The organism is Bacillus sp. FJAT-45350, from assembly GCF_002335805.1.
Taxonomy (GTDB): Bacteria; Bacillota; Bacilli; order Bacillales; family NISU01; genus FJAT-45350.
On sequence record NZ_NISU01000001.1, the window covers coordinates 664,638 to 685,914 of the forward strand.

General features: G+C 36.0%; 18 protein-coding genes and 1 pseudogene. 16 read left to right on the forward strand and 3 right to left on the reverse strand.

Annotated elements, in window-relative coordinates:
* Positions 1–91 precede the first annotated feature (91 nt).
* From mutL to CD003_RS03315, 7 genes are all read left to right on the forward strand, one after another.
* Positions 92–1,975 carry a DNA mismatch repair endonuclease MutL gene (mutL, locus tag CD003_RS03285; RefSeq protein ID WP_096199460.1) on the forward strand — a complete coding sequence of 628 codons (1,884 nt, stop codon included), beginning with the start codon at positions 92–94 and terminating at the stop codon, positions 1,973–1,975.
* Between the two features lie 234 nt (positions 1,976–2,209).
* Positions 2,210–2,980, forward strand: coding sequence for a class I SAM-dependent methyltransferase (locus CD003_RS03290; RefSeq protein WP_142302833.1), 771 nt, complete (start codon positions 2,210–2,212; stop codon positions 2,978–2,980).
* A 27-nt stretch (positions 2,981–3,007) separates the two neighbouring features.
* Positions 3,008–3,934, forward strand: coding sequence for a tRNA (adenosine(37)-N6)-dimethylallyltransferase MiaA (gene miaA / locus CD003_RS03295; RefSeq protein WP_096199462.1), 927 nt, complete (start codon positions 3,008–3,010; stop codon positions 3,932–3,934).
* A gap of 46 nt (positions 3,935–3,980) precedes the next feature.
* On the forward strand, positions 3,981–4,220 hold the full coding sequence (gene hfq / locus CD003_RS03300) for an RNA chaperone Hfq (RefSeq protein WP_096199463.1): 240 nt from the start codon (positions 3,981–3,983) through the stop codon (positions 4,218–4,220).
* Positions 4,221–4,357: 137 nt separating this feature from the next.
* Positions 4,358–5,503 (forward strand): iron-containing alcohol dehydrogenase, encoded by a 1,146-nt coding sequence (locus CD003_RS03305; protein ID WP_096199464.1) that lies wholly within the window; start codon positions 4,358–4,360, stop codon positions 5,501–5,503.
* A 10-nt stretch (positions 5,504–5,513) separates the two neighbouring features.
* The gene (locus tag CD003_RS03310; protein WP_096199465.1) at positions 5,514–7,178 is read left to right on the forward strand and encodes a sensor histidine kinase; all 1,665 of its coding nucleotides are present in this window, start codon (positions 5,514–5,516) and stop codon (positions 7,176–7,178) included.
* A 19-nt stretch (positions 7,179–7,197) separates the two neighbouring features.
* Positions 7,198–8,667: a sigma-54-dependent transcriptional regulator gene (locus tag CD003_RS03315; protein WP_096199466.1), complete on the forward strand. Its 1,470-nt coding sequence runs from the start codon at positions 7,198–7,200 to the stop codon at positions 8,665–8,667.
* 203 nt (positions 8,668–8,870) lie between these two features.
* Here CD003_RS03315 and CD003_RS03320 read toward each other — a convergent pair whose 3' ends face one another.
* The 3 genes from CD003_RS03320 to CD003_RS03335 all read right to left on the reverse strand — a co-directional run bounded on the left by CD003_RS03320 (position 8,871) and on the right by CD003_RS03335 (position 12,215).
* Positions 8,871–9,545: a carboxymuconolactone decarboxylase family protein gene (locus CD003_RS03320; protein ID WP_096199467.1), complete on the reverse strand. Its 675-nt coding sequence runs from the start codon at positions 9,543–9,545 to the stop codon at positions 8,871–8,873.
* Positions 9,546–9,677: 132 nt separating this feature from the next.
* Positions 9,678–10,838 (reverse strand): iron-containing alcohol dehydrogenase, encoded by a 1,161-nt coding sequence (locus tag CD003_RS03325; RefSeq protein WP_096199468.1) that lies wholly within the window; start codon positions 10,836–10,838, stop codon positions 9,678–9,680.
* Positions 10,839–11,240: 402 nt separating this feature from the next.
* Positions 11,241–12,215 (reverse strand): tyrosine-type recombinase/integrase, encoded by a 975-nt coding sequence (locus tag CD003_RS03335; protein ID WP_096199470.1) that lies wholly within the window; start codon positions 12,213–12,215, stop codon positions 11,241–11,243.
* Positions 12,216–12,378: 163 nt separating this feature from the next.
* Here CD003_RS03335 and CD003_RS03340 point away from each other — a divergent pair.
* The 9 genes and pseudogenes from CD003_RS03340 to glnA form a co-directional block, all read left to right on the forward strand.
* Positions 12,379–12,918, forward strand: a pseudogene (locus CD003_RS03340) (AAA family ATPase); the annotation flags it as partial.
* Positions 12,919–13,066: 148 nt separating this feature from the next.
* Positions 13,067–14,059 (forward strand): aldo/keto reductase, encoded by a 993-nt coding sequence (locus CD003_RS03345; protein ID WP_096199472.1) that lies wholly within the window; start codon positions 13,067–13,069, stop codon positions 14,057–14,059.
* 493 nt (positions 14,060–14,552) lie between these two features.
* Entirely contained in the window at positions 14,553–14,681 is a 129-nt protein-coding gene (locus tag CD003_RS22155) for a hypothetical protein (protein WP_257008151.1), read from the forward strand.
* Positions 14,682–14,725: 44 nt separating this feature from the next.
* Positions 14,726–16,189, forward strand: coding sequence for a recombinase family protein (locus CD003_RS03350; RefSeq protein WP_096199473.1), 1,464 nt, complete (start codon positions 14,726–14,728; stop codon positions 16,187–16,189).
* A gap of 19 nt (positions 16,190–16,208) precedes the next feature.
* Positions 16,209–16,619, forward strand: coding sequence for a hypothetical protein (locus CD003_RS03355; RefSeq protein WP_179295580.1), 411 nt, complete (start codon positions 16,209–16,211; stop codon positions 16,617–16,619).
* 25 nt (positions 16,620–16,644) lie between these two features.
* Positions 16,645–17,901: a GTPase HflX gene (gene hflX, locus CD003_RS03360; RefSeq protein ID WP_096202233.1), complete on the forward strand. Its 1,257-nt coding sequence runs from the start codon at positions 16,645–16,647 to the stop codon at positions 17,899–17,901.
* A 12-nt stretch (positions 17,902–17,913) separates the two neighbouring features.
* Positions 17,914–19,185 (forward strand): methionine gamma-lyase family protein, encoded by a 1,272-nt coding sequence (locus tag CD003_RS03365; RefSeq protein ID WP_096199475.1) that lies wholly within the window; start codon positions 17,914–17,916, stop codon positions 19,183–19,185.
* A 251-nt stretch (positions 19,186–19,436) separates the two neighbouring features.
* Positions 19,437–19,832, forward strand: a complete 396-nt coding sequence (locus tag CD003_RS03370; RefSeq protein WP_096199476.1) for a MerR family transcriptional regulator — start codon at positions 19,437–19,439, stop codon at positions 19,830–19,832.
* A gap of 56 nt (positions 19,833–19,888) precedes the next feature.
* Positions 19,889–21,235 (forward strand): type I glutamate--ammonia ligase, encoded by a 1,347-nt coding sequence (gene glnA / locus CD003_RS03375; protein WP_096199477.1) that lies wholly within the window; start codon positions 19,889–19,891, stop codon positions 21,233–21,235.
* Positions 21,236–21,277 lie beyond the last annotated feature (42 nt).

The window sequence follows — 21,277 nt, forward strand, 5'->3', positions numbered from 1 at the left end:
TAAAGATTGAACCTGCTTCTGACAATACTAAAAGTCCAATGATAGAGAAAACCATCCTTTTCATTGGACTCCTAAGAGAGGAGGAAGACCTATGGGGAAAATAGTTAAGCTAGATGAACAGCTATCAAATAAAATAGCAGCAGGCGAAGTAGTAGAACGTCCTGCATCGATTGTCAAAGAGCTAGTCGAAAATGCGATAGATGCAAATAGCAGTAAGATCCTTATTGATGTTGAAGAAGGTGGATTGTCTAAAATAAGAGTACTAGATAACGGTGATGGCATCGAAGACGACGATGTGGAAACGGCCTTCTTTCGTCATGCCACAAGTAAAATTAAAACCGATAAGGATTTATTTAAAATCCTGACACTAGGGTTTCGTGGCGAGGCTCTACCGAGTATTGCTTCTGTCTCCTTTGTAGAGTTGAATACAAGTCTTGGTGAGGGTGCTGGAACGAAGCTTATAATTGAAGGTGGTAAAATCACAGACAAAGCTCCAGCGAAGAGTCGTAAAGGGACAGAGGTGATAGTGTCGAACCTCTTCTATAATACTCCAGCACGTTTGAAGTATTTGAAAACCGTCCATACAGAGCTTGGAAATATTAGCGATGTCATTAACCGTCAGGCTTTAGCTCATCCCGATATTTCGTTTCAGTTAGTTCATAATGGAAAGGAAATGCTTCATACGAGTGGTAATGGCGATTTATTACATGTTATTTCTGCTATCTATGGTCGTTCAGTTGCTAAGAAAATGCTACCTTTAAAGGTAGAATCAATTGATTTTAAAATTACAGGATATATTGCGAAACCAGAAATTACGAGAGCCTCAAGGCAATATATTTCAACCTTTATTAACCATCGATATATTCGTAACTTCCCGTTAGCGAGAGCGATTCAAGATGGTTACCATACATTATTACCGATCGGACGGTATCCTTTAGTCGTACTTAATATAGATATGGATCCATTATTAATTGATGTGAACGTTCATCCTTCAAAGCTAGAAGTACGTTTAAGTAAAGAAGAGGTATTAACTGAGCTTGTAACAGATGGTATAAAATCTATTTTTAAAGAAACGCAGTTGATTCCTGATGGGACTATTTCGAAGGGAGAAAAACAGAAGTCAGAGCAAATAAGCTTTTCATTATCGTCCTTCGACTTGTCTCCTAAGAAAAAAACTGACGCAGAAGTAAGGCAAGAACCGATTTACAAAGAAGCACCCCTTATAAAAAAAGAAGAACAACCTATAACTACTACGAACTATCGCCAGGAACAAGAGGCTAATACGATAGATAGAGTCTTGGAAAATACAGTAATTGCAGAGGAATTGATAGATGAGGTTTCAGACATTCAAGAACGAATCGAAGAGCGTAACATCGTAAGTGAAACCGATAATCGGGTACCTGCCTTTTATCCAATTGGGCAAATGCATGGAACGTATATTCTAGCTCAAAATGAAAATGGCCTTTATATTATTGACCAACATGCGGCCCAAGAGAGGATTAAATATGAGTACTTCAAAGAGAAGGTTGGTCAGGTGAATCCGGAAGTTCAAGATCTCCTAGTACCAATTACATTTGAGTTTACACAAGGTGAAGCACTTATTATTGAAGAAAATAAACAGGCACTCGAAGAAGTTGGGGTGTATGTAGAACCATTTGGGGCACAAGCATTTATTGTTCGTTCTCACCCTACGTGGCTGCCTAGAGGGCAAGAGGAAGAAACGATTAAAGAGATGATTCAACAGGTGCTAGATAATAAGAAGATAGAGATTAAGAAACTAAGGGAAGAAGCAGCAATTCTAATGTCTTGTAAGGCTGCTATTAAAGCAAACAGGCATTTACGTCAGGATGAAATGTTTGCTCTATTAGAATCTTTACGAAAAACGAGTGAACCATTTACATGCCCACATGGCAGACCTATTATCATTCATATATCTACGTATGAGATGGAAAAAATGTTTAAACGAGTAATGTAGAGTGGAGATGTCTGAAAAGGTAATAAACCACCTTTTGGGCATCTTATTCAAATGAGTTTATAGGAGGTAAAGTATAACCCTTTACTTCATTTGATATCTTTTTAAATTATAGTTATATCTTTTCAAAAAATGGACAATAATGAATTTAGCCTGCCTGCTTGCTGAAGCATTGCTTACTTATTGTTGGTCATGTAAGATGAGAATAAAGTAGATAAGTAAAAAAGAGGGATAGACGTGGTAGTAACGACCGCATTAAGAACTACAGAGCAATTAGATCAGTATGCAATTGATATTGCTAATGAATTAGAACTACCATTTTTGCCACGTAATAAAAGAAAACTTTCAAAAGTACGAGAGCTTGTTGATGGTAATCTTCTTGTTGTAGGAAAGGAACAGCTTAAACTTTACTACAATGATGTAGATGAACCATTCTTTTTTCATCCTAATACTGCCATGTTTCGGATTAAGAGGTTAATACGAGGCGAGCAAGACCCTCTCATTGAAGTTTGTCAGTTAAAAAAAGGAATGAGTTTTCTTGATTGTACTCTCGGTATGGCTTCAGATAGTATGGTTGCTAGTGCAGCTGTTACTGAAAGTGGAAAAGTCCTTGGGTTAGAGGCTGAAAATCTAATAGCGTTTATAATTAAAAATGGTCTAAAACGCTGGGACGCAAAGAATGTACATATTAATAGTGCCATGAGACATATTGAAGTTATTCAAACGAATCATGAAGATTATTTGCATACATTTCCATCAAATTCGTTTGATATAGTTTATTTTGATCCGATGTTTGAGGAAGAAATTGATTCAGTTGGAATTGCACCCTTAAAATCAATTGTACAAAAAAGTCCATTGTGCAAAGGTAGTATTGAAGAGGCAAAACGAATAGCCAAAAAAAGAGTCGTGTTAAAAGACCATTTTCGTAGTAAACGATTTGAAGAGTTTGGTTTTCACATAATAAAGAGACCGACCTCCAAATTTCATTATGGGTATATTGATGTGTGAGATGGATTTTGTAAAGAGGAGAAAGAAATGAAAGAAAAATTAGTAGTTATCGTTGGTCCAACTGCGGTAGGTAAGACGAAGACGGGAATAGAGCTAGCAAAGGCTCTACATGGGGAAGTTATTAGTGGAGATTCTATGCAAATTTATAAAGGGATGGATATCGGTACAGCAAAGGTGACAGAAGAAGAAATGGAACATATTCCACACCATTTGATTGATATTAAAGAGCCAACTGATTCATTCTCCGCTGCAGAATTTCAAGGGTTAGTAAAGCCACTTATCACTGAGTTAAACAACAAAAGAAAAATTCCTTTTATCGTTGGTGGTACTGGGCTTTACGTGAAATCAGTTACTCATGATTACCAGTTTCCAGAGACTGAGGCTGATGAAGAGTATCGTCTTGAGTTAGAGCAATATGTGAAAGAGCATGGTGTAGATGAATTACATAAAAAGTTATATTCTATCGATCCAACTAGAGCTGATGCAATACATCCTAATAATTATCGTCGTGTTATTCGGGCATTAGAGTTATATCGAACATCGGAAGGACAAATAGAAGCTCCAAATGATGAAGAAAAACCATCGCCTTATCAATTAGTGATGATAGGCTTAACAATGGATAGAGAAGTCTTGTATAATCGAATTAATAAACGAGTCGATATCATGGTGAATAATGGACTAATTGAGGAAGTGTCAAGGCTATACTATCAAGGGGTGCGAAACTGTCAATCAGTACAAGCTATTGGGTATAAAGAAATTTATGAATACTTAGATGGTACAGTTAGTTTAGCTGATGCAATTGAGAATTTAAAGCGTAACTCTAGAAGGTATGCGAAAAGACAGCTAACGTGGTTTCGGAATAAGGCAGATGTAGAATGGTTCGATATGACAGGTGTCAATTTTTCAGAAAAAATTGTAGAAATAAAGCAATTTGTAGAAGGAAAGTTAAAATGAAAAGCGAAATAGTATATAGTCGTGTAAATAGGAGGGGAACTGTGAAATGAAGCAATCAGTTAATATTCAAGACCAGTTTTTAAATCAACTTCGTAAGGACAATATCCAAGTAACAGTATTTCTACTTAATGGATTCCAATTACGAGGTCTAATAAAGGCATTTGATAACTTTACAGTTATATTAGAAACAGAAGGAAAGCAGCAATTAGTTTATAAACATGCAATCTCTACATTTTCGCCGCAACGTAATGTACAAGTAAATGTAGATAATGAACAATCTTCATAGATAGAAGTAGCGTAAATATACAAATCCTCCTATTGGTGGGTTTGTATATTTTTTTAAGTAAACGTTGGAGAAAATAGTGAGGGAATTGTAATACTAATGACTTTACTGATTGTATAAAAAATAGGGTAGGTGGGGACATGATTAATAAATTTGTTACACCAGAAATTATCTTCGGCAAGGGTGCTATCCAACAGGTAGGTGAATGTTTTTTACGATTAGGTGCTAAAAAGGTGCTAGTTGTTAGTGATAAAGGGGTTTGTGGTGTTGGATGGGTTGAACAGGCGATCTCTAGTTGTGTGGAAGCGGGATTAGCTTATGCTACATTTTTTGAACTGACAACGAACCCACGAGATTTCGAAGTAATGAATGGTGCTCTGATATATGAAGAACATGAATGCGATGCAGTTCTTGGCATTGGTGGTGGTAGTTCACTAGATGTGGCTAAGGCAATTGCCATCGTTGTAACAAATGGAGGAAGTATTAATGACTATGAAGGGGTAGATAAAATACATTCACCATTGCCTCCGTTAATCATGATTTCAACTACTGCGGGATCAGGGTCAGAAGTTTCTCAATTTTCCGTTATTTTAGATTCGGCACGAAAAAAGAAGATGACGATTATCTCTAAATCACTTGTCCCAGATATTTCAATTACCGATCCTTTAACGTTAATGACGAAGGATGCAGCACTAACAGCTTCGACAGGTTTAGATGTATTAACTCATGCTATTGAGGCTTATGTTAGTGTGGCTGCTACACCGCTTACAGATGTTCAAGCGAAAAATGCTATTTATCTAGTAAGTCGTTATTTAAGACCTTCTGTTGCATCAAAAACAAATGAAGAAGCAAAGAATGAAATGGCAATGGCGAGCCTTCAAGCTGGTTTGGCTTTCTCGAATGGTATTTTAGGAGCCGTCCATGCGATGTCGCATGCTATTGGTGGTCGATGTGATTTATCACATGGTGAAGTGAATTCAATCCTACTTCCTTATGTTATGGAATTTAATTTAATTGCCAAGCCAGAACGTTTTTCAGATATTGCTAGATTAATGGGTGCGGATATTCGTGGTTGTTCCGATTCTGAGGCTGGGAGAAAGGCTGTTGAATTAGTCAAGAGCTTGTCTCAAGATATTGGTGCACCAAAGCGCTTATCTGAGTTAGGTTTTACAAACGAAAACCTTGAAGGAATAGCAAAAGATTCAATTGAGGACGCATGTATGATTACAAATCCACGTGATATATCATTATCAGAAATCAAGAAAATTGTTTCGTTAGCGATTTAGGAGGTTCATTGTGATAGAGAAAAAGCCAATCATAGAATTGCTTACAGGTGTAAAATCTTCGAAAAGAAGCTATTATACAGAGCTAAAGAAAACTATCGAACAATTAGAAAGAAAGAATATGAAGCTAGAAATTATTAATGAAGTAATGAAGAGCTTCAAAGTTGATATGTCGATGGATGAGATGCTTGAAAATGTAATGAAAAAGCTTGAGAAACTTTATAAAGTTGACCGCCTGAGCCTATCAATTTATGAAAATAAACAACTTATTCTTACAAATGTGTATCCAGTTGATTCCTTTTTTTTGAAGCTTGGAGAAGTACTACCAGAGCAGGACTCACTTTATTATAAAGCTGTTTATAGTAGGGAAGCTTTATTTCATTCTGTGAAGAATCCTAATGAGTTATCTAATATTGAGCAAGCAACAATACAAACGTTAAATATAAAATCATTATTTGTTTTTCCGCTTTTAAGCAAGAATAGTGTTTCAGGTATTCTAAGTTTAGGTAGTAATGAAATTGTTGAGTTTGATGAAAGAGATGTTACTTTCTTACAGCAGCTCGCTGACCAATTAGCTGTTTGTATAGAAAATTCTAGACTGTATCATGCTGTCTTACATGGGAAGAAAGAATGGGAGGAAACGTTTCGTGCAGTAGAGGATTTGCTTATTTTTGTCGATATGGATTACCGGATTATTCGATTTAATGATGCGGTTAAATCTTTTTATCAAATCAATGATGACAGTTTATATGGTCAAAGTATAAAAGATGTCATTACTTATAAAGCATCGAAAAGCACAACGATTTGTCCAATTGATGAAAGTTATCATACAAGAGAAGTAGCCAATCAACAACTACATTTAACCAATGGGAAAATAGTAGATGCCTATACTTACCCTGTCTATAATGAGGATTCTGAAATGTACGGTGTGATTGTCTATATGAAAGATGTAACGAAAAAAGTTTATACAGAAGCTCAATTATTACACTCTGGTAAGTTAGCAGCAATAGGAGAGCTAGCTGCTGGAGTAGCTCATGAATTGAATAGTCCACTGACTGCTATCATTGGAAATGCACAATTATTAATGCGTGATTTTGATAAAGATAACATGTCTTACCAATTACTTTCAGATATTTATAATTGTGGGGATCGTTCAAAAAATATTATTCGTAACTTATTAACTTTTTCTAGACAAGATGAGAATGATGTACAAGGCTGTTCATTGAATCAAGCGATAAAACATGTATTAAGCTTGATTCGTTTTCAAGTGGAACGGCAATGTATCACAATTGAAACAAAGCTTTGTGAGGGCTTACCTGAAGCGAAAGGGAGTATTCAACAAATTGAACAGATTGTCATTAATCTAGTTATCAATGCTAGAGATGCGATAGAGCAAACCGAGAATGAAAAGAAATTAATTAAGATTGAGACGGGTCAGAAGCAAATTAATAAAAAGGAATGGTTATATTTAAGTGTTGAAGATAACGGAATTGGGATTAGTGAGGATTACATGAAAGAAATATTTAGACCTTTCTTTACGACAAAGGAAGCAATTCAAGGAACTGGTTTAGGGTTATCGGTAAGTCTTGGAATTGCAAAGGAACATGGTGGCACAATTGAGGTTAATAGTGAGGAAGGCAAAGGAAGTAGGTTTACTTTATTAATACCGAAAATGTAAATGGTCACAGGGGGTAGGGATGAAAAGAATTTTGGTAGTGGATGATGAGAGGGAAGTTGTCACATTTTTATATTATTTATTATCTAAAAAGGGCTATGATGTGACATATGCACATAATTATGATGAAACGATTGAGAAACTAGAGCTAAAAGAAGTAGATTTAGCATTAGTAGATTTGAAAATGCCTGATACTAACGGCATTACAGTTTTGAAAAGGATTAAAGAATATTACCCTTCTTGTAAGGTCGTAATTATGACTGGGTATAGTACAGTGAAGACAGCAGTAGATGCAATAAAAAATGGTGCAAGTGATTATATAGAAAAGCCCTTCGATGATATAGATAAGCTAGAAAAACATATTGATGAACTGATACATACAAATACAGTATTTTATGATTATGAAATTGAAAAAATTGCTCAAAGCATTGGGATGGTCGTCGGTCAAACAGAGGAAATGAATATTCTGCTGAAAATGGCTTATAAGTTTGCAAAGAAAAATATAAATGTTCGTATAGAAGGAGAAACAGGTACAGGGAAAGAGGTGCTAGCTCGTTTTATACATGAAGCGAGTATGAGACCAAACCAGCCTTTTATCGGTGTGAACTGTGGAGCTTTTTCGGAAACCTTACTAGAGAGCGAATTATTTGGCCATGAAAAGGGAGCTTTTACAGGTGCAAGTCAACAAAGAAGAGGTCTTTTTGAAGTGGCGAGTAGTGGTACTCTCTTTTTAGATGAAGTAGCAGAAGCATCTCCTTCAATTCAAGTGAAATTATTAAGAGTACTAGAAACAAGGGAATTTATGAGGGTTGGCAGTGAGCAGTCACTACATACAAATACGAGAATCATTACAGCTTCTCATGTCAATTTAGAAGAAGCAGTGAAAAAGAAAGAATTTAGAGAAGACTTAATGTACCGTTTAGATGTTGTGAAGCTTAGTATTCCTCCGTTAAGAGAGCGCAAAGAAGACATAGAAATGTTAGTAGATAAACTATTGAGTAATACCCCTAGTGTAAGTTTTTCAAAAGAATCATTACATTATTTATCGAACTACCAATGGCCAGGAAATATTCGAGAGTTATCAAACGTAGTAACTAGAGCTGTTGCGTTAGCAGAGGGAGAGACGGATGTCATTACCCCTGAATATTTACCTCGTCAAATTACATTACAAAAAAGTTGTGTTGAAAAGCAGGAGGGGAGAAATGAGCTTGATATCCCTCAACAATTAGTAGGAGATTCTTATAAGGAAGAGTTAGCTGAATATGTAGATGAATGGAAGAATCGAATTCTAACATTATGGGAGCAGGAACGAGTGATTGACCTTGAGGAAATCCAGAACAATTTGAAAGAACTAGAAGAAAAGATAGAACGTTCCTTTGTGACTCGAGCACTGAGAGAAACATTAGGTAATCGAAAGGAAGCATCTAAGCTACTTAATATTTCTGTGAGAAAATTAAGGTACATCATGAATGAAAAGGGACAACTGAAATAATAGGATTGAATGAGACATAGCTATTGTAAGTTGTAGATGGGTAAAAGAGGCTGGGACAAAAGGTCGTTTGACCTTTTGTCCCAGCCTCGAAGCAATGTGCTCCGTTCGCTACATCTTTCAAGGCGCGTAGCGAACGGAGCCATTGCACACCTATTGAAGACTTGTGTCCCAACCTCCTCCTTGGAGAGAGGTAATCACTTTTCTTAACAAGTTGAGCAATCTTCACAAGAGCAATACGCGTTTAAAGCGTTTACACTATGGGCTAGAGCAGCTCCAGCCTTTAAAGCTGTTGCAACCATAATCGCTTCTGAAATTTCTTGAATTGTTGCGTCAGCTGTTTTTGCTGCCTTTGTATGAAGCTCAATACAATATGGACAACCAGTTGCGTGCGCGGAAGCGACTGCAATTAATTCTTTTTCTTTTACAGTTAGTGCACCAGGTTTCATTGTTTGTTTATCGAAGTCAATGAAGGCTAAGAATGCATCTTTATTTAACGTAGAGAACTCTTTCAATCTATCAAAATATTGTTGTTTATACAAAACATCTTCATCTGCATCAAACGCATTTAATGCATTTACACCGTGTGCTAAGGCAGAACCAGCTTTCATTGCAGTTGCAACAAATAATGCTTCTGACATTTCTTCTTGTGTCCCACCAGCATCTTTGAATTGATTTACGTGAATATCAATACAATATGGACAACCAGTAATGTGTGCAACAGCGACAGCAATTGTTTCTTTCTGTTTAACAGATAAGGCACCTTTTTTTAATGCATCTTTATCAAATTTAATAAAAGCTTGGAATGCTTCAGTTGCGTGCTCGTTTAATTCACCGATTCGATTGAAATAAGACATTTTGTATAAAATTTTGTCCCCCATTGTTAGCCCCCTTGAATTATATAAGTAATACGATTTATAAAGTTATTGCTTAAAAAACAGGAGCCTTACTCACGTTATTGAGAAGCTCCTGCTGTGTGTGATTTGTTGTGATTTGTGACTAATACAATTTTATTAGTATGATCCAGCGATAATATCTTTTAGCTCTTGTAATGTTGCTTTTCTTGGGTTTGTAAGAGCGCATGCATCATTCATTGCATTTTCAGCCAGAATAGCGATGTCTTCTTCTTTAGCTCCCAGCTCAGTAAATCCAGAAGGAATGCCAACATCTTTAGCTAATGTCTCAATAGCAGTTATTGCTTTTTCTGCTGCTTCACGCGTTGGTAAACCGCTTACATTTTCACCTAGAGCAACAGCAATATCTACAAAGCGTTCGGGCTTAGCAATTAGGTTAAAACGCTCTACGTGTGGTAATAGGATTGCATTACATACTCCGTGTGGTAAGTTATAGAATCCACCGAATTGGTGAGCGATTGCATGTACATAACCTAATGATGCGTTGTTAAATGCCATACCAGCTAAGAATTGTGCATAAGACATATTGTTACGAGCGTCAATGTCTTCACCATTTGCTACAGCTGCACGTAGATTATTACTTACTAGACGAATTGCTTGTAAAGCACACGCATCTGTAATTGGAGTAGCTGATGTAGAAACATATGCTTCGATTGCATGTGTTAAAGCGTCCATTCCAGTTGCTGCTGTTAAACCAGCTGGCTTTTTCACAGTTAATATAGGGTCGTTAATTGAGATTGTAGGTGTAACGTGTTTATCTACAATTGCCATTTTAATTTTTCTTTCGCTATCTGTAATGATACAGAAACGTGTCATTTCACTTGCAGTACCTGATGTCGTATTGATTGCGATGATAGGTATAGATGGTGATTTAGATTGGTCTACACCTTCATAATCATGAATACGTCCTCCATTAGCAGCGACTAAACCAATACCTTTTGCGCAGTCGTGTGAGCTACCGCCACCTAATGATACGATTGCATCACAACCTTTATCGTTATATGCATTTAATCCGTCTTCAACATTTTTATCTGTCGGGTTAGGCTCAGCACCTGAGAAGATTTCAACTTCTACTCCAGCTTCTCGAATATAAGCAGCGATTTGGTCTGCAACTCCCATTTTGTATAATCCTTCGTCGGTAACGATTAATGCTCTTTGGCACCCAAGAGATTTGATTCTTGGACCAGCTTCTTTCACTGCTCCAACTCCCATTAAGTTCACACTCGGAATGAAAAAACCATATACTTGTTCAGCTGACATAATACGAACTCCCCCTAGAAAGAAAAATTATTTTTGCTACACCATTCTATATTGCAAGGGCTATGCCAACTTTTAAGAAAAGCATAAATAAACTGAAAATTTTATATTTAATTAGGATTTTTATTTAACTGATTAGAGTTCCTTATAATAAGGAAAACATTTGAAAATACTGCATTTATTAGGGGTGGTAAAAGTCAGAAAAATTAATAGGAGGTTGTACATAAAAATTAGTTACTTTAAAAAGGAGTGGTTGGAAGATGCTCCTTATTTTAAGGGATATGCCGAAAGTGCGGCACAATGTAACGTTGTTTTGTTAGGACTTGCCATATTAATGATAGAGGTTGTTTTTGAATATAAAAAAGAAGGCACGGAAAAATTCACTTTTTCGTGCCTTCTATGAATCTAGCTATTTAAATTACTATATTCAATATAACGTTGTAATAGATGGGGGGTTTTTAATCCGAGGATGCGTTGGATATCTTCGATTGGTACATTATTTGAAAGTTGATTAAGGATAAACGTATGACGTATTAGCTTAGCTGAAATTCCTTTACGTAATCCAGCTCGTTTTACTTCTTCACGGATCATTTTTTGAATCGCTATTTCTGTTAATGCTTTCGGTTGATCAAGCTCATAGAGCCAACGGTACGTATTACGCTGAAAGTCAAAAGAAACAAAGAATGGGTCATGACTATGGTATCTCGGTCGAACAGGTTCAGGTATTTGTTTGAAATAGGTATAGAGCTGAACTTTGTCGTTTTCGTTAATAGTAATTGTTCTTGAAAGGCTCGTTTTTGAAGCAATGTAAATAGTATTGTTTTCAAAATGAATATCTTTCATTTTTAAGTTTGTTAGTTCTTGAAGTGTAAGACCATAAGATAGGAATAGTAGAAATATAGAAATATTACGATCGACAAGAAAGTGTCTACTTTTTTCTTGATTTTCAGTTAAGCCATTCATTGATTTCACACTTTTGAATAATTTTTCAGCTTCTTTCTCTGTTATGAAATGATCAGTTTGAAAAGAATGTTCTTTTAATGATAGAAGTTCAATCCCATCTATTGGATTATCATTACATACTCCTTGCTTAATGGAGTATTTATATAGCTGATTAAGAACAGTCGCGATTCTTTTCGTTGTTCGAATATTGTACTTACGTTCTTTTTCAAGTAACCAAAAAAACGGTTTAATTTCTTCAGTCGTTAGCATTAACCAATTAGTCACCTCTTTTGCTTCGTATTCCTCGGCTAGCCACTTAAAAAAGTCTTCTAAATCATAGAAATACCGCCGTACCGTTGAAGGCTGTCGTTTTCCTTCTAAGGATGTTAAGTATTCTTTTACAGTAGAGGGAAGTATTGAGTCGTGTAAAAGATTCATGCGACACCTCCTTAGTTATTTCTTTTATTATAGCAAGCTGTTCATTTATTTGGAATTTTTAGAGACAACTAGTAATCTCAGAAAAAGGTAGGCATTTGTCACAAAAAATTTCAACTTGCGTATAGTAGTGTAAGGAAAAGTGAACAGAAGGGGTGTGACATAAATGAAAAACCCATCATCAAGGACACGTTCAAAAGGTCAAATAAATGTTGTGTTAAATCATAAATCAAATAAACAGTCAGACTTAAGGCATCAATTTGTTTCAAAAGAAGAGAAAGAGAAACATTACATCTTAGAACGTGTTGAAAAAGAACTAGAATCACTAGTTGGTTTACAAGATATTAAGCGCTTTCTGAAAGAAATTTACGCTTGGTTATATATTAATAATTGTAGAAAAGAAGAAGGGTTAAAAGTTGCAAAACAATCACTGCACATGATTTTTAAAGGAAATCCAGGTACGGGTAAGACAACTGTGGCAAGACTTATTGCGAAATTCTTTCATGACATGGATGTTTTATCAAAAGGGCATTTAATAGAGGTAGAAAGGGCAGATTTGGTTGGTGAATACATTGGCCATACAGCTCAGAAAACGAGGGAGATCATTAAGAAAGCAAGTGGTGGTGTATTATTTATTGATGAAGCCTATTCTCTCGCGCGTGGTGGTGAAAAAGACTTTGGAAAAGAGGCAATAGATACGTTAGTCAACAGTATCGTATGACTTTTTCCTAAATACAAGCTATAAAGGAGGACAAGCTTACCTTCTTAAATTCAAAAGGTAAAACTCTTTTTGGTTATTCTCATTAATGGTAAACTATAGACAAATCAAGTGGTAATGAAAGGGGAATTTTACATTGGAATATCGTAAGTTAGGTAAGAGTGGAATTGTTGTATCTGAGCTTTGTTTAGGAACCATGACATTTGGGAGAGGCACATCAGAGGATGAATCAATCGCAATTGTCGATCGATTTCTTGAGGATGGTGGGAACTTTATTGATACGGCAGATGTATATGCAAGGGGTACATCCGAGGAATATGTAGGCAAAGCGATTAAAGGTAAACGCTCTGAAGTAATTGTGGCAACGAAGGTTCGAATGAAAGTTGGTGTCCATCCGAATGCAAATGGCTATTCTCGTAAACGTGTATTAGAAGGTGTTGAAGCAAGCTTAAAGCGTTTAGATACTGATTATATTGATTTATATCAGCTTCATGTTTGGGATAATTTAACACCAATTGAGGAGACGTTACGCACGTTAGACGACTTAATCACGTCAGGGAAGGTACGTTATATAGGATGCTGTAACTTCTTAGCTTGGCAGTTAATGAAGTCATTATCTTATAGTGAAAGACAAAAGTATGCCAAATTCATCACGGTACAGCCTCAATATAATCTGTTACATAGAGAAATCGAAAGGGAATTACTCTCTCTTTGCAAAGAGGAAGATATAGCTGTCATTCCATGGGCACCTTTAGCAGGTGGTTTTTTAACTGGAAAATATGAAGGGTACGAATTACCATCAGAAGGACGATTTTCTTTAGGTTGGACAGGTGAATATGGCTGGGAAAATATCGCTCTAGAACGACATTTTCACATTCTAAATAAGGTAAAAGAAATTGCGAGTGAAATTGGGAAAACTCCAGCACAAGTAGCACTTAATTGGGTGTTAAACAAAGAATGTGTTACATCTCCGATTTTCGGACCTCGAACAATGGAGCAATATGAAGAAAATATTGGTGCTATCGGTTGGAAATTAAGTGAAGAGCACTTTAATAAGTTAGATGAAATTAGTGCATTACCATCAGAGTACCCTGAAAGATTTATCGAAAAATTCAAGCGTACTTTATAGTTTAGTGGGGTGACTTAAAAGGTGATTTATATCTTTTAAGGTCACCCCTCTTATATTAAGAGCACTCATTATTCACTAATTTACTATTGGTATGTATAATACCTAATGAGGTATAAAAGTAAAGAGGTGGTTATTTGGAAAAGAAAGAGCAATGTCAGACGAATTGAGGGATTAAGAAAAAGAGAATGAAGTTTATCCCGCCAATATGACCGGGCATTCTCATATGGCTTCTGGTAGGAGCTATTTATGTGATATACAATTTCATCAAATAACGTTTTCTGAAAAACTAAAGAGATGGTACACAGGTAAAGTGTGCCATCTCTTTAGTTTTTTTGTTAACGATTTTTTATCATGAAATGTAATACTGGTCGATGGAGAGTGATTAAATACTTACTGTATTGGTATTCTCTCAGGACTTAATTGTAATTTTTCTTATAAGACAAACTCTAGTATACATATAATCTTCTATACCTATATAAGTGGGGGAGATGTGATGAGGAGAAAAAGATTAAAGGGAGAGGATTTGACAATAAAGGTTCAATGGGAAAAACCTACGAAAGAATCTGAACAGCAGTGGAAACATTTCGTTCAATGGCTAATGTCGAACGCAAATAAACGTTGATGAAATAACAGGAAGCTGAAAAAGGGTTTCTCAGAGGTGATACAATGCTCGGTGGAAAGGTTATTGTTTACGCTCGTGTATCAACGGATGAGCAAGCTGTAAAAGGGTATAGTATCGAGGCTCAAATAGAAAATGGAATAGAAAAGGCTAGAGAGTTGGGATATTCCGAAGAACAGGTAGTCATATTAAAAGAACAAAGCTCAGGAGCTACGCTAGATAGGCCAAGTCTTAGTTATTTACGAGAGTCAATTGCAAATGGTGATAAGCCAAAAATAATTATTGTCTATGATCCTGACAGATTATCACGTCAACTAACCCAACAGTTAATTTTAACCGATGAATGGATTAAATCAGGGATACAATTAGAATTTGTTAATTTTGAGTGGAAGCAAACACCAGAAGGAATGATGTTCTATCAGTTAAGGGGGATGTTTGCTCAATATGAACGGGAAAAAATCAGAGAACGAACAATTCGAGGGCGGCTAACAAAAATCAAGAAACATGGAAAGCTAAGTGTTGATCCAAGGCTTTTTGGTTATCGTTTTGATACAAAAGACGATATTCTTAAAGTGAATGGAAAAGAAAGTGCAATTGTTAAACAAATCTTCCAGTTAGCTGCAAAGGGAAAGAGTGGAGAAGCAATCGCACGTACATTAACTGCAGAAAACATTCAAGCACCTCGTGGAGAAAAATGGTACGGTTCAACAGTAACAAGAATTATAAGAAATAGAAGTTATTTAGGGACTTTCATGGCGTATAAGACTGATTATCATCAAGGAGTAAAAAGGAAACGGAATGAAGATGAACAGTTCCCTATTCCGATACCTCAACTAATTGAGCAACCTCAGTTCGACTTAGCTAATAAAACAATTGATAAATTTAGAACAAATACAGGAAGACCATCAACTAGACCTTATTTATTAAAGGGAATAGGTCAATGTCAATGTGGTGCATCAATGGTTGCAACTGTAAAATCAGGGAACAGGGAATATACGTACTATAAATGTTCTAGTAAAAGTAAAACCTGTTCTGGATATTGGAATTCAAAAATTGTAGATACGGAGATTTGGAAAAAAGTGAAATTAGAGCTTTGTAACATACAATTATTTAACAAAGAATCATTCCTAAGCCCTTTAGTGGAAACTGGTTGGAGGCAAGAAAAAGCAGAATTACTAAAGAAGAAAGAAAAAAATATACGAAAGCTTGAGAATTTGTTAGAGTTGTTTATTAATGAAGAAATTGAAAAAGAATTATTTCAGCATTCTAAGGAAAATTTAGAGAAGGAAAGGGATAAAATAGAAAAAATGCTTCATAACTTAGATGTTCTAAACGAAGAAGTGGTTGAGGACAATTTTTTTACAAGTGATGATGTATTGAAGATCCTTGATGAAATTTCTATTGAAAAGAAGAATGAATTGATGCAAATGTTAGTAGAGAAGGTAAGTTTTCACAAAGATTATCAATTGTTGATTGAATTCAAACTTTCAGATCGTTATTATGGGAGATAGCCAAACGTTAGTGAAAGCTATGGAAGACCAACAACATGAATTTGTCTTAATTTTGGCTGGGTACTCAAAAGAAATGGACTATTTTCTCTCTTTAAACCCTGGATTGCCTTCTCGCTTTCCGATATCAATTGATTTTCCGGATTATTCTACTGATGAATTAATGGAGATAGGAAGTAAATTATTAGAGGAACGTGAATATTGGCTAGCAACAGAAGGCGAATGGAAGGTACGAGAGCATTTACGAAAAATTAAAACAGATAGTGGTCGAACTTTTAGTAATGGAAGATATATTCGAAATTTAATCGAGCAGGCAATTCGTTCACAGGCGGTTAGATTATTAACGGAAGGTAAATATGACCGTCAATCATTAGCAATATTAGCTGCATCTGATTTTGATTTTGAACATTCTACTGTTCGGCCATATGCATAATAGAGGTGGATAATGATTGAAAGATATTAATAGTGATGCAATTGAACAAGTGTTACTTGTTGGCTGTCAAACAAAAGACCAGTTAGACGATGATTTTGACTACTCAATGAGTGAATTAGAATCATTAACGAAAACAGCAAAAGGGCAAGTTGTAATGACGGTTACACAGAAACGTTCAGTCATTGATCCCGCGACCTATATTGGTCGTGGGAAAGTGAGTGAAATTGAGGAAATTATAAATGAATTAGATGTGGATTTGATTATTTTTAATGATGAATTAACACCTAGTCAAGTTCGAAACCTGTCAGCTAGTTTTGAAATACGTATTGTTGATCGGACTCAATTGATTCTTGATATTTTTGCTAAGCGAGCTCAATCAAGAGAAGGGATATTACAAGTTGAGTTGGCTCAGCTCAACTATTTACTTCCTCGACTTAAGGGACAAGGTACAGCGTTATCAAGGCTAGGTGGTGGAATCGGAACAAGAGGACCTGGGGAAACAAAGTTAGAATCTGACCGACGTCATATTAGACGGAGAATGGATGAGATAAAAACACAGCTTAGCACGATTCTAAGCCATCGAGAGAGATACCGTGAAAGAAGAAAGCAAAATCAGACGATACAAATTGCGTTAGTTGGGTATACGAATGCAGGTAAGTCTACGTTATTAAATAAATTAACAAATGCAGATACGCTTGAAGAAGATTTACTATTTGCGACTCTAGATCCAACAACAAGAAAGCTTAAGTTACCATCAGGATTAAATGTTCTGCTATCTGATACTGTAGGATTTATTCAAGATTTACCGACAACGTTGATTGCAGCTTTTCGTTCAACTCTTGAAGAGGTGTGTGAAGCAGACTTTATTCTTCACGTCGTTGATGGGTCTCACCCTAATCATTTCCAACATGAACAAACGGTCCTTTCATTATTGGATGAGCTTGAGGTGAAAGATGTCACAGTTTTAACAGTTTATAATAAACGAGATAAAATTCATGAAGACTTTTATCCATCATCAAAGCATAATACAATTAAAGTCTCAGCGTTTTCAAAGGAGGATAGGGATAGCCTTTTAAAAGAGATTGAGCGTTTGTTAAAAGAAAAAATGGAATTTTACCGAGTGTTTATCCTTCCGACAGAAGGAAAGCTACTTGCAGAATGTGTGGAGAAGTCTATTGTGTTGGAAAAAGAGTGGAATGATAATATCCAAAAATACGAGGTTTCAGGCTATATACATCCATCATTAGGACTTAGTCAAAAGCTGAAAGAACGCATGGAATAGAAGGAGAAAAAAATGTACGAACAATTCACGAATGGAACAGCACTGCAACCAATAATAAATGAAATAGAAGAAAAAATAGCGCCTACTCACCGACAGATTGAAACAGTCGTTGAAACAAATCAATTACGCGTTATGGACATTTTTAAACAAAATCAAGTGTCAGATTTTCATTTTACCCCATCAACTGGATATGGCTATGACGATGTGGGGAGAGATACATTAGAGCGAATTTATTCCGAAGTATTTGGAGCGGAAGCAGGACTCGTTAGGCCGCAAATCATCTCAGGTACTCATGCAATTGCAACAGCTTTATTTGGAATCTTACGACCTTATGATGAATTACTATATATTACGGGTAAGCCTTATGACACATTAGAAGAAATTGTAGGGATTAGAGGAAGTGGAAATGGTTCTTTAAAGGAATATCATATCGGTTATGATGCCATCCCGCTTACAGAATCTGGTGAAGTTGATTTTGAAAAGATAAAGCAAGCAATTACCGCAAAAACGAAAGTTATCGGGATTCAACGTTCAAAAGGATATGCGAATCGTCCATCATTTACGATTGAAAAAATAGAAGAAATGATTCAATTTGTGAAAAACATCAAGGAAGATGTAATCGTTTTTGTTGATAATTGTTACGGTGAGTTTGTTGAAACAAAAGAACCATGTCATGTTGGTGCAGATATTATCGCTGGGTCTCTTATTAAAAACCCTGGTGGTGGTATTGTAAAAACTGGCGGTTATCTTGTTGGAAAAAAGGAACTTATTGAATTGGCATCTTATCGTTTAGCTGCTCCAGGTATTGGTGCGGAGGGAGGAGCGTCATTATATAGCTTATTGGAAATGTATCAAGGCTTCTTCCTTGCACCACATGTTGTTGGACAAGCATTGAAAGGTGCGATTTTTACATCGGCTTTTCTTGAAAAGATAGGGATGAACACAAGTCCAAAATGGAATGAAAGACGAACAGATTTAATTCAGTCAGTACAATTTGACGATGAGAAGAAAATGATTGCGTTCTGCCAAGCGATTCAACAGGCTTCGCCAATCAATTCTCATGTGACACCTCATCCAAGTTCTATGCCAGGATATGAAGACCCTATTATCATGGCAGCAGGAACATTTATCCAAGGTGCGAGTATTGAGCTTTCGGCTGATGGTCCAATTCGTCCACCTTATGTTGCATATGTTCAAGGCGGTTTGACATATGCACATGTTAAGTTAGCGGTAGTAAAAGCAGTTGATTCACTAATAGAAAAAGAATTAGTAACAATTACATAATGATGATTGAAGCACCTGTTACCTATTTTTAGGAAATGGGTGTTTCTTTGCTCTAGTATGTTTTAAAACTTATTAGGTAGGTAAAATAGATAGTGATATTAAATTAAAAACAGGGTATTTTAAATATGTCGGTTAGTTTAGAATAATGTCTAAAATCCGAAAAATATTGATGTTAAAATAGGTAACATGTGTTGACATAGAACCTTACATCAGTTATTCTAATAATAGTTCAAGCGAAGGGGGAGTAAGTTATGAATGATCAAATGAGAAGGAATTTGCCGTTATTTCCTATAAGTATTGTTAAACAATTAACTGAATTATCGGCAAGGCAAATTCGGTATTATGAAGAACATAACTTAATTCAGCCAGCTAGAACTAATGGGAATCAACGTTTATTTTCGTTCAACGATGTAGACAAGTTATTAGAAATTAAATCTTATATTGAACAAGGAATTAACATTTCTGGAATTAAACAAATATTTGAAATGAAACAAAATGCTCAGCTTGAGGAACTAGAACGAAAATCAAATTCAAAAGATATTAGTGATAAAGAACTTCGGAAACATTTGAAAAATGAACTAATGATGGCAGGCAAACACGGTAAAGCGTCTATTATTCAAGGACAACTTTCACGATTTTTTCATTAAAACACATGATCAAAACTATTTAATAGTTTTATATATTCTGAAAGGGGATTACATACATGTCTTACACTAAAGAAGATATTCTTAAGATTGCTAAAGAAGAGGGCGTACGTTTCATTCGCTTACAATTTACAGATTTATTAGGTATTATCAAAAACGTTGAAATTCCAGTTGATCAATTGACAAAAGCATTATCAAATCAAATGATGTTTGATGGTTCATCGATTGAAGGATTTGTTCGCATCGAGGAGTCTGATATGTACTTGTATCCAGACCTTGAAACATGGGTAATTTTCCCTTGGACTGCGGATAAAGGAAAAGTAGCACGTTTAATATGTGATATTTACCAACCTGGAAAACCAGGCGAAGAGCCAACTCCATTCGAGGGAGATCCTCGTGGGATTTTAAAACGTGTTCTTAAAGAGGCAGAAGAAATGGGCTTCACTTCTTTTAATATTGGACCTGAGCCAGAGTTTTTCTTATTTAAGAACGATGAAAAAGGTGAGCCAACTCTTGAATTAAACGATAAAGGTGGATACTTTGATTTAGCACCAACAGACTTAGGTGAAAACTGCCGTCGTGATATCGTATTAGAACTTGAAGACATGGGCTTTGAAATTGAAGCTTCTCACCATGAGGTAGCTCCAGGTCAGCACGAAATCGATTTCAAATATGCAGATGCGATTTCAAGCTGTGATGATATTCAAACATTTAAATTAGTCGTAAAAACAATTGCTCGTAAGCATGGATTACACGCAACATTCATGCCAAAACCATTATTCGGTGTTAACGGTTCAGGTATGCATTGTAATATGTCATTATTCCGTGGAAAAGAGAATGTGTTCTACGATCCAAATACAGAAACACAATTAAGTGAAACAGCAATGCAGTTCTTAGGCGGAATCTTAAAGCATGCTGAATCGTTCACGGCAATTACGAACCCGATTGTTAACTCATACAAACGTCTAGTACCAGGTTATGAAGCACCTGTATATGTTGCTTGGTCAATGCGTAACCGTAGCCCGCTAGTACGTATTCCTAACTCTCGTGGTTTAAGTACTCGTGTAGAAGTTCGTAGTCCAGACCCAGCTGCTAATCCATATTTAGCGATGGCTGCTATGCTAGCTGCAGGCCTAGATGGAATTAAGAAGAAAATAACTCCACCAAAAGCAACTGACCGTAACATCTATGTAATGAGTAAAGAAGAGCGCGAAGAAGAGGGTATTAGTGATTTACCTGCTACTCTTAAAGAAGCAATCGATAAATTACTTGCAAACGAAATTTTAGTTGCTGCTCTAGGTGAGCATGCAGTAGAACACTTCGTGGAAGCTAAAGAAATCGAATGGGATATGTTCCGCACTCAAGTTCATCCTTGGGAGCGCGACCAGTACCTACAAACTTATTAATAGCCAAACCCCTTGATACCACTGGTGTTGAGGGGTTTTTCT

Bases quoted from the DNA above. Each gene is read 5' to 3' on its own strand.
- mutL (WP_096199460.1), top strand. From the start codon at position 92: ATGGGGAAAATAGTTAAGCTAGATGAACAGCTATCAAATAAAATAGCA.
- miaA (WP_096199462.1), top strand. From the start codon at position 3,008: ATGAAAGAAAAATTAGTAGTTATCGTTGGTCCAACTGCGGTAGGTAAG.
- hfq (WP_096199463.1), top strand. From the start codon at position 3,981: ATGAAGCAATCAGTTAATATTCAAGACCAGTTTTTAAATCAACTTCGT.
- CD003_RS03305 (WP_096199464.1), top strand. From the start codon at position 4,358: ATGATTAATAAATTTGTTACACCAGAAATTATCTTCGGCAAGGGTGCT.
- CD003_RS03315 (WP_096199466.1), top strand. From the start codon at position 7,198: ATGAAAAGAATTTTGGTAGTGGATGATGAGAGGGAAGTTGTCACATTT.
- CD003_RS03320 (WP_096199467.1), bottom strand. From the start codon at position 9,545: ATGGGGGACAAAATTTTATACAAAATGTCTTATTTCAATCGAATCGGT.
- CD003_RS03325 (WP_096199468.1), bottom strand. From the start codon at position 10,838: ATGTCAGCTGAACAAGTATATGGTTTTTTCATTCCGAGTGTGAACTTA.
- CD003_RS03335 (WP_096199470.1), bottom strand. From the start codon at position 12,215: ATGAATCTTTTACACGACTCAATACTTCCCTCTACTGTAAAAGAATAC.
- CD003_RS22155 (WP_257008151.1), top strand. From the start codon at position 14,553: ATGAGGAGAAAAAGATTAAAGGGAGAGGATTTGACAATAAAGGTTCAA.
- CD003_RS03350 (WP_096199473.1), top strand. From the start codon at position 14,726: ATGCTCGGTGGAAAGGTTATTGTTTACGCTCGTGTATCAACGGATGAG.
- CD003_RS03355 (WP_179295580.1), top strand. From the start codon at position 16,209: ATGGAAGACCAACAACATGAATTTGTCTTAATTTTGGCTGGGTACTCA.
- CD003_RS03365 (WP_096199475.1), top strand. From the start codon at position 17,914: ATGTACGAACAATTCACGAATGGAACAGCACTGCAACCAATAATAAAT.
- CD003_RS03370 (WP_096199476.1), top strand. From the start codon at position 19,437: ATGAATGATCAAATGAGAAGGAATTTGCCGTTATTTCCTATAAGTATT.
- glnA (WP_096199477.1), top strand. From the start codon at position 19,889: ATGTCTTACACTAAAGAAGATATTCTTAAGATTGCTAAAGAAGAGGGC.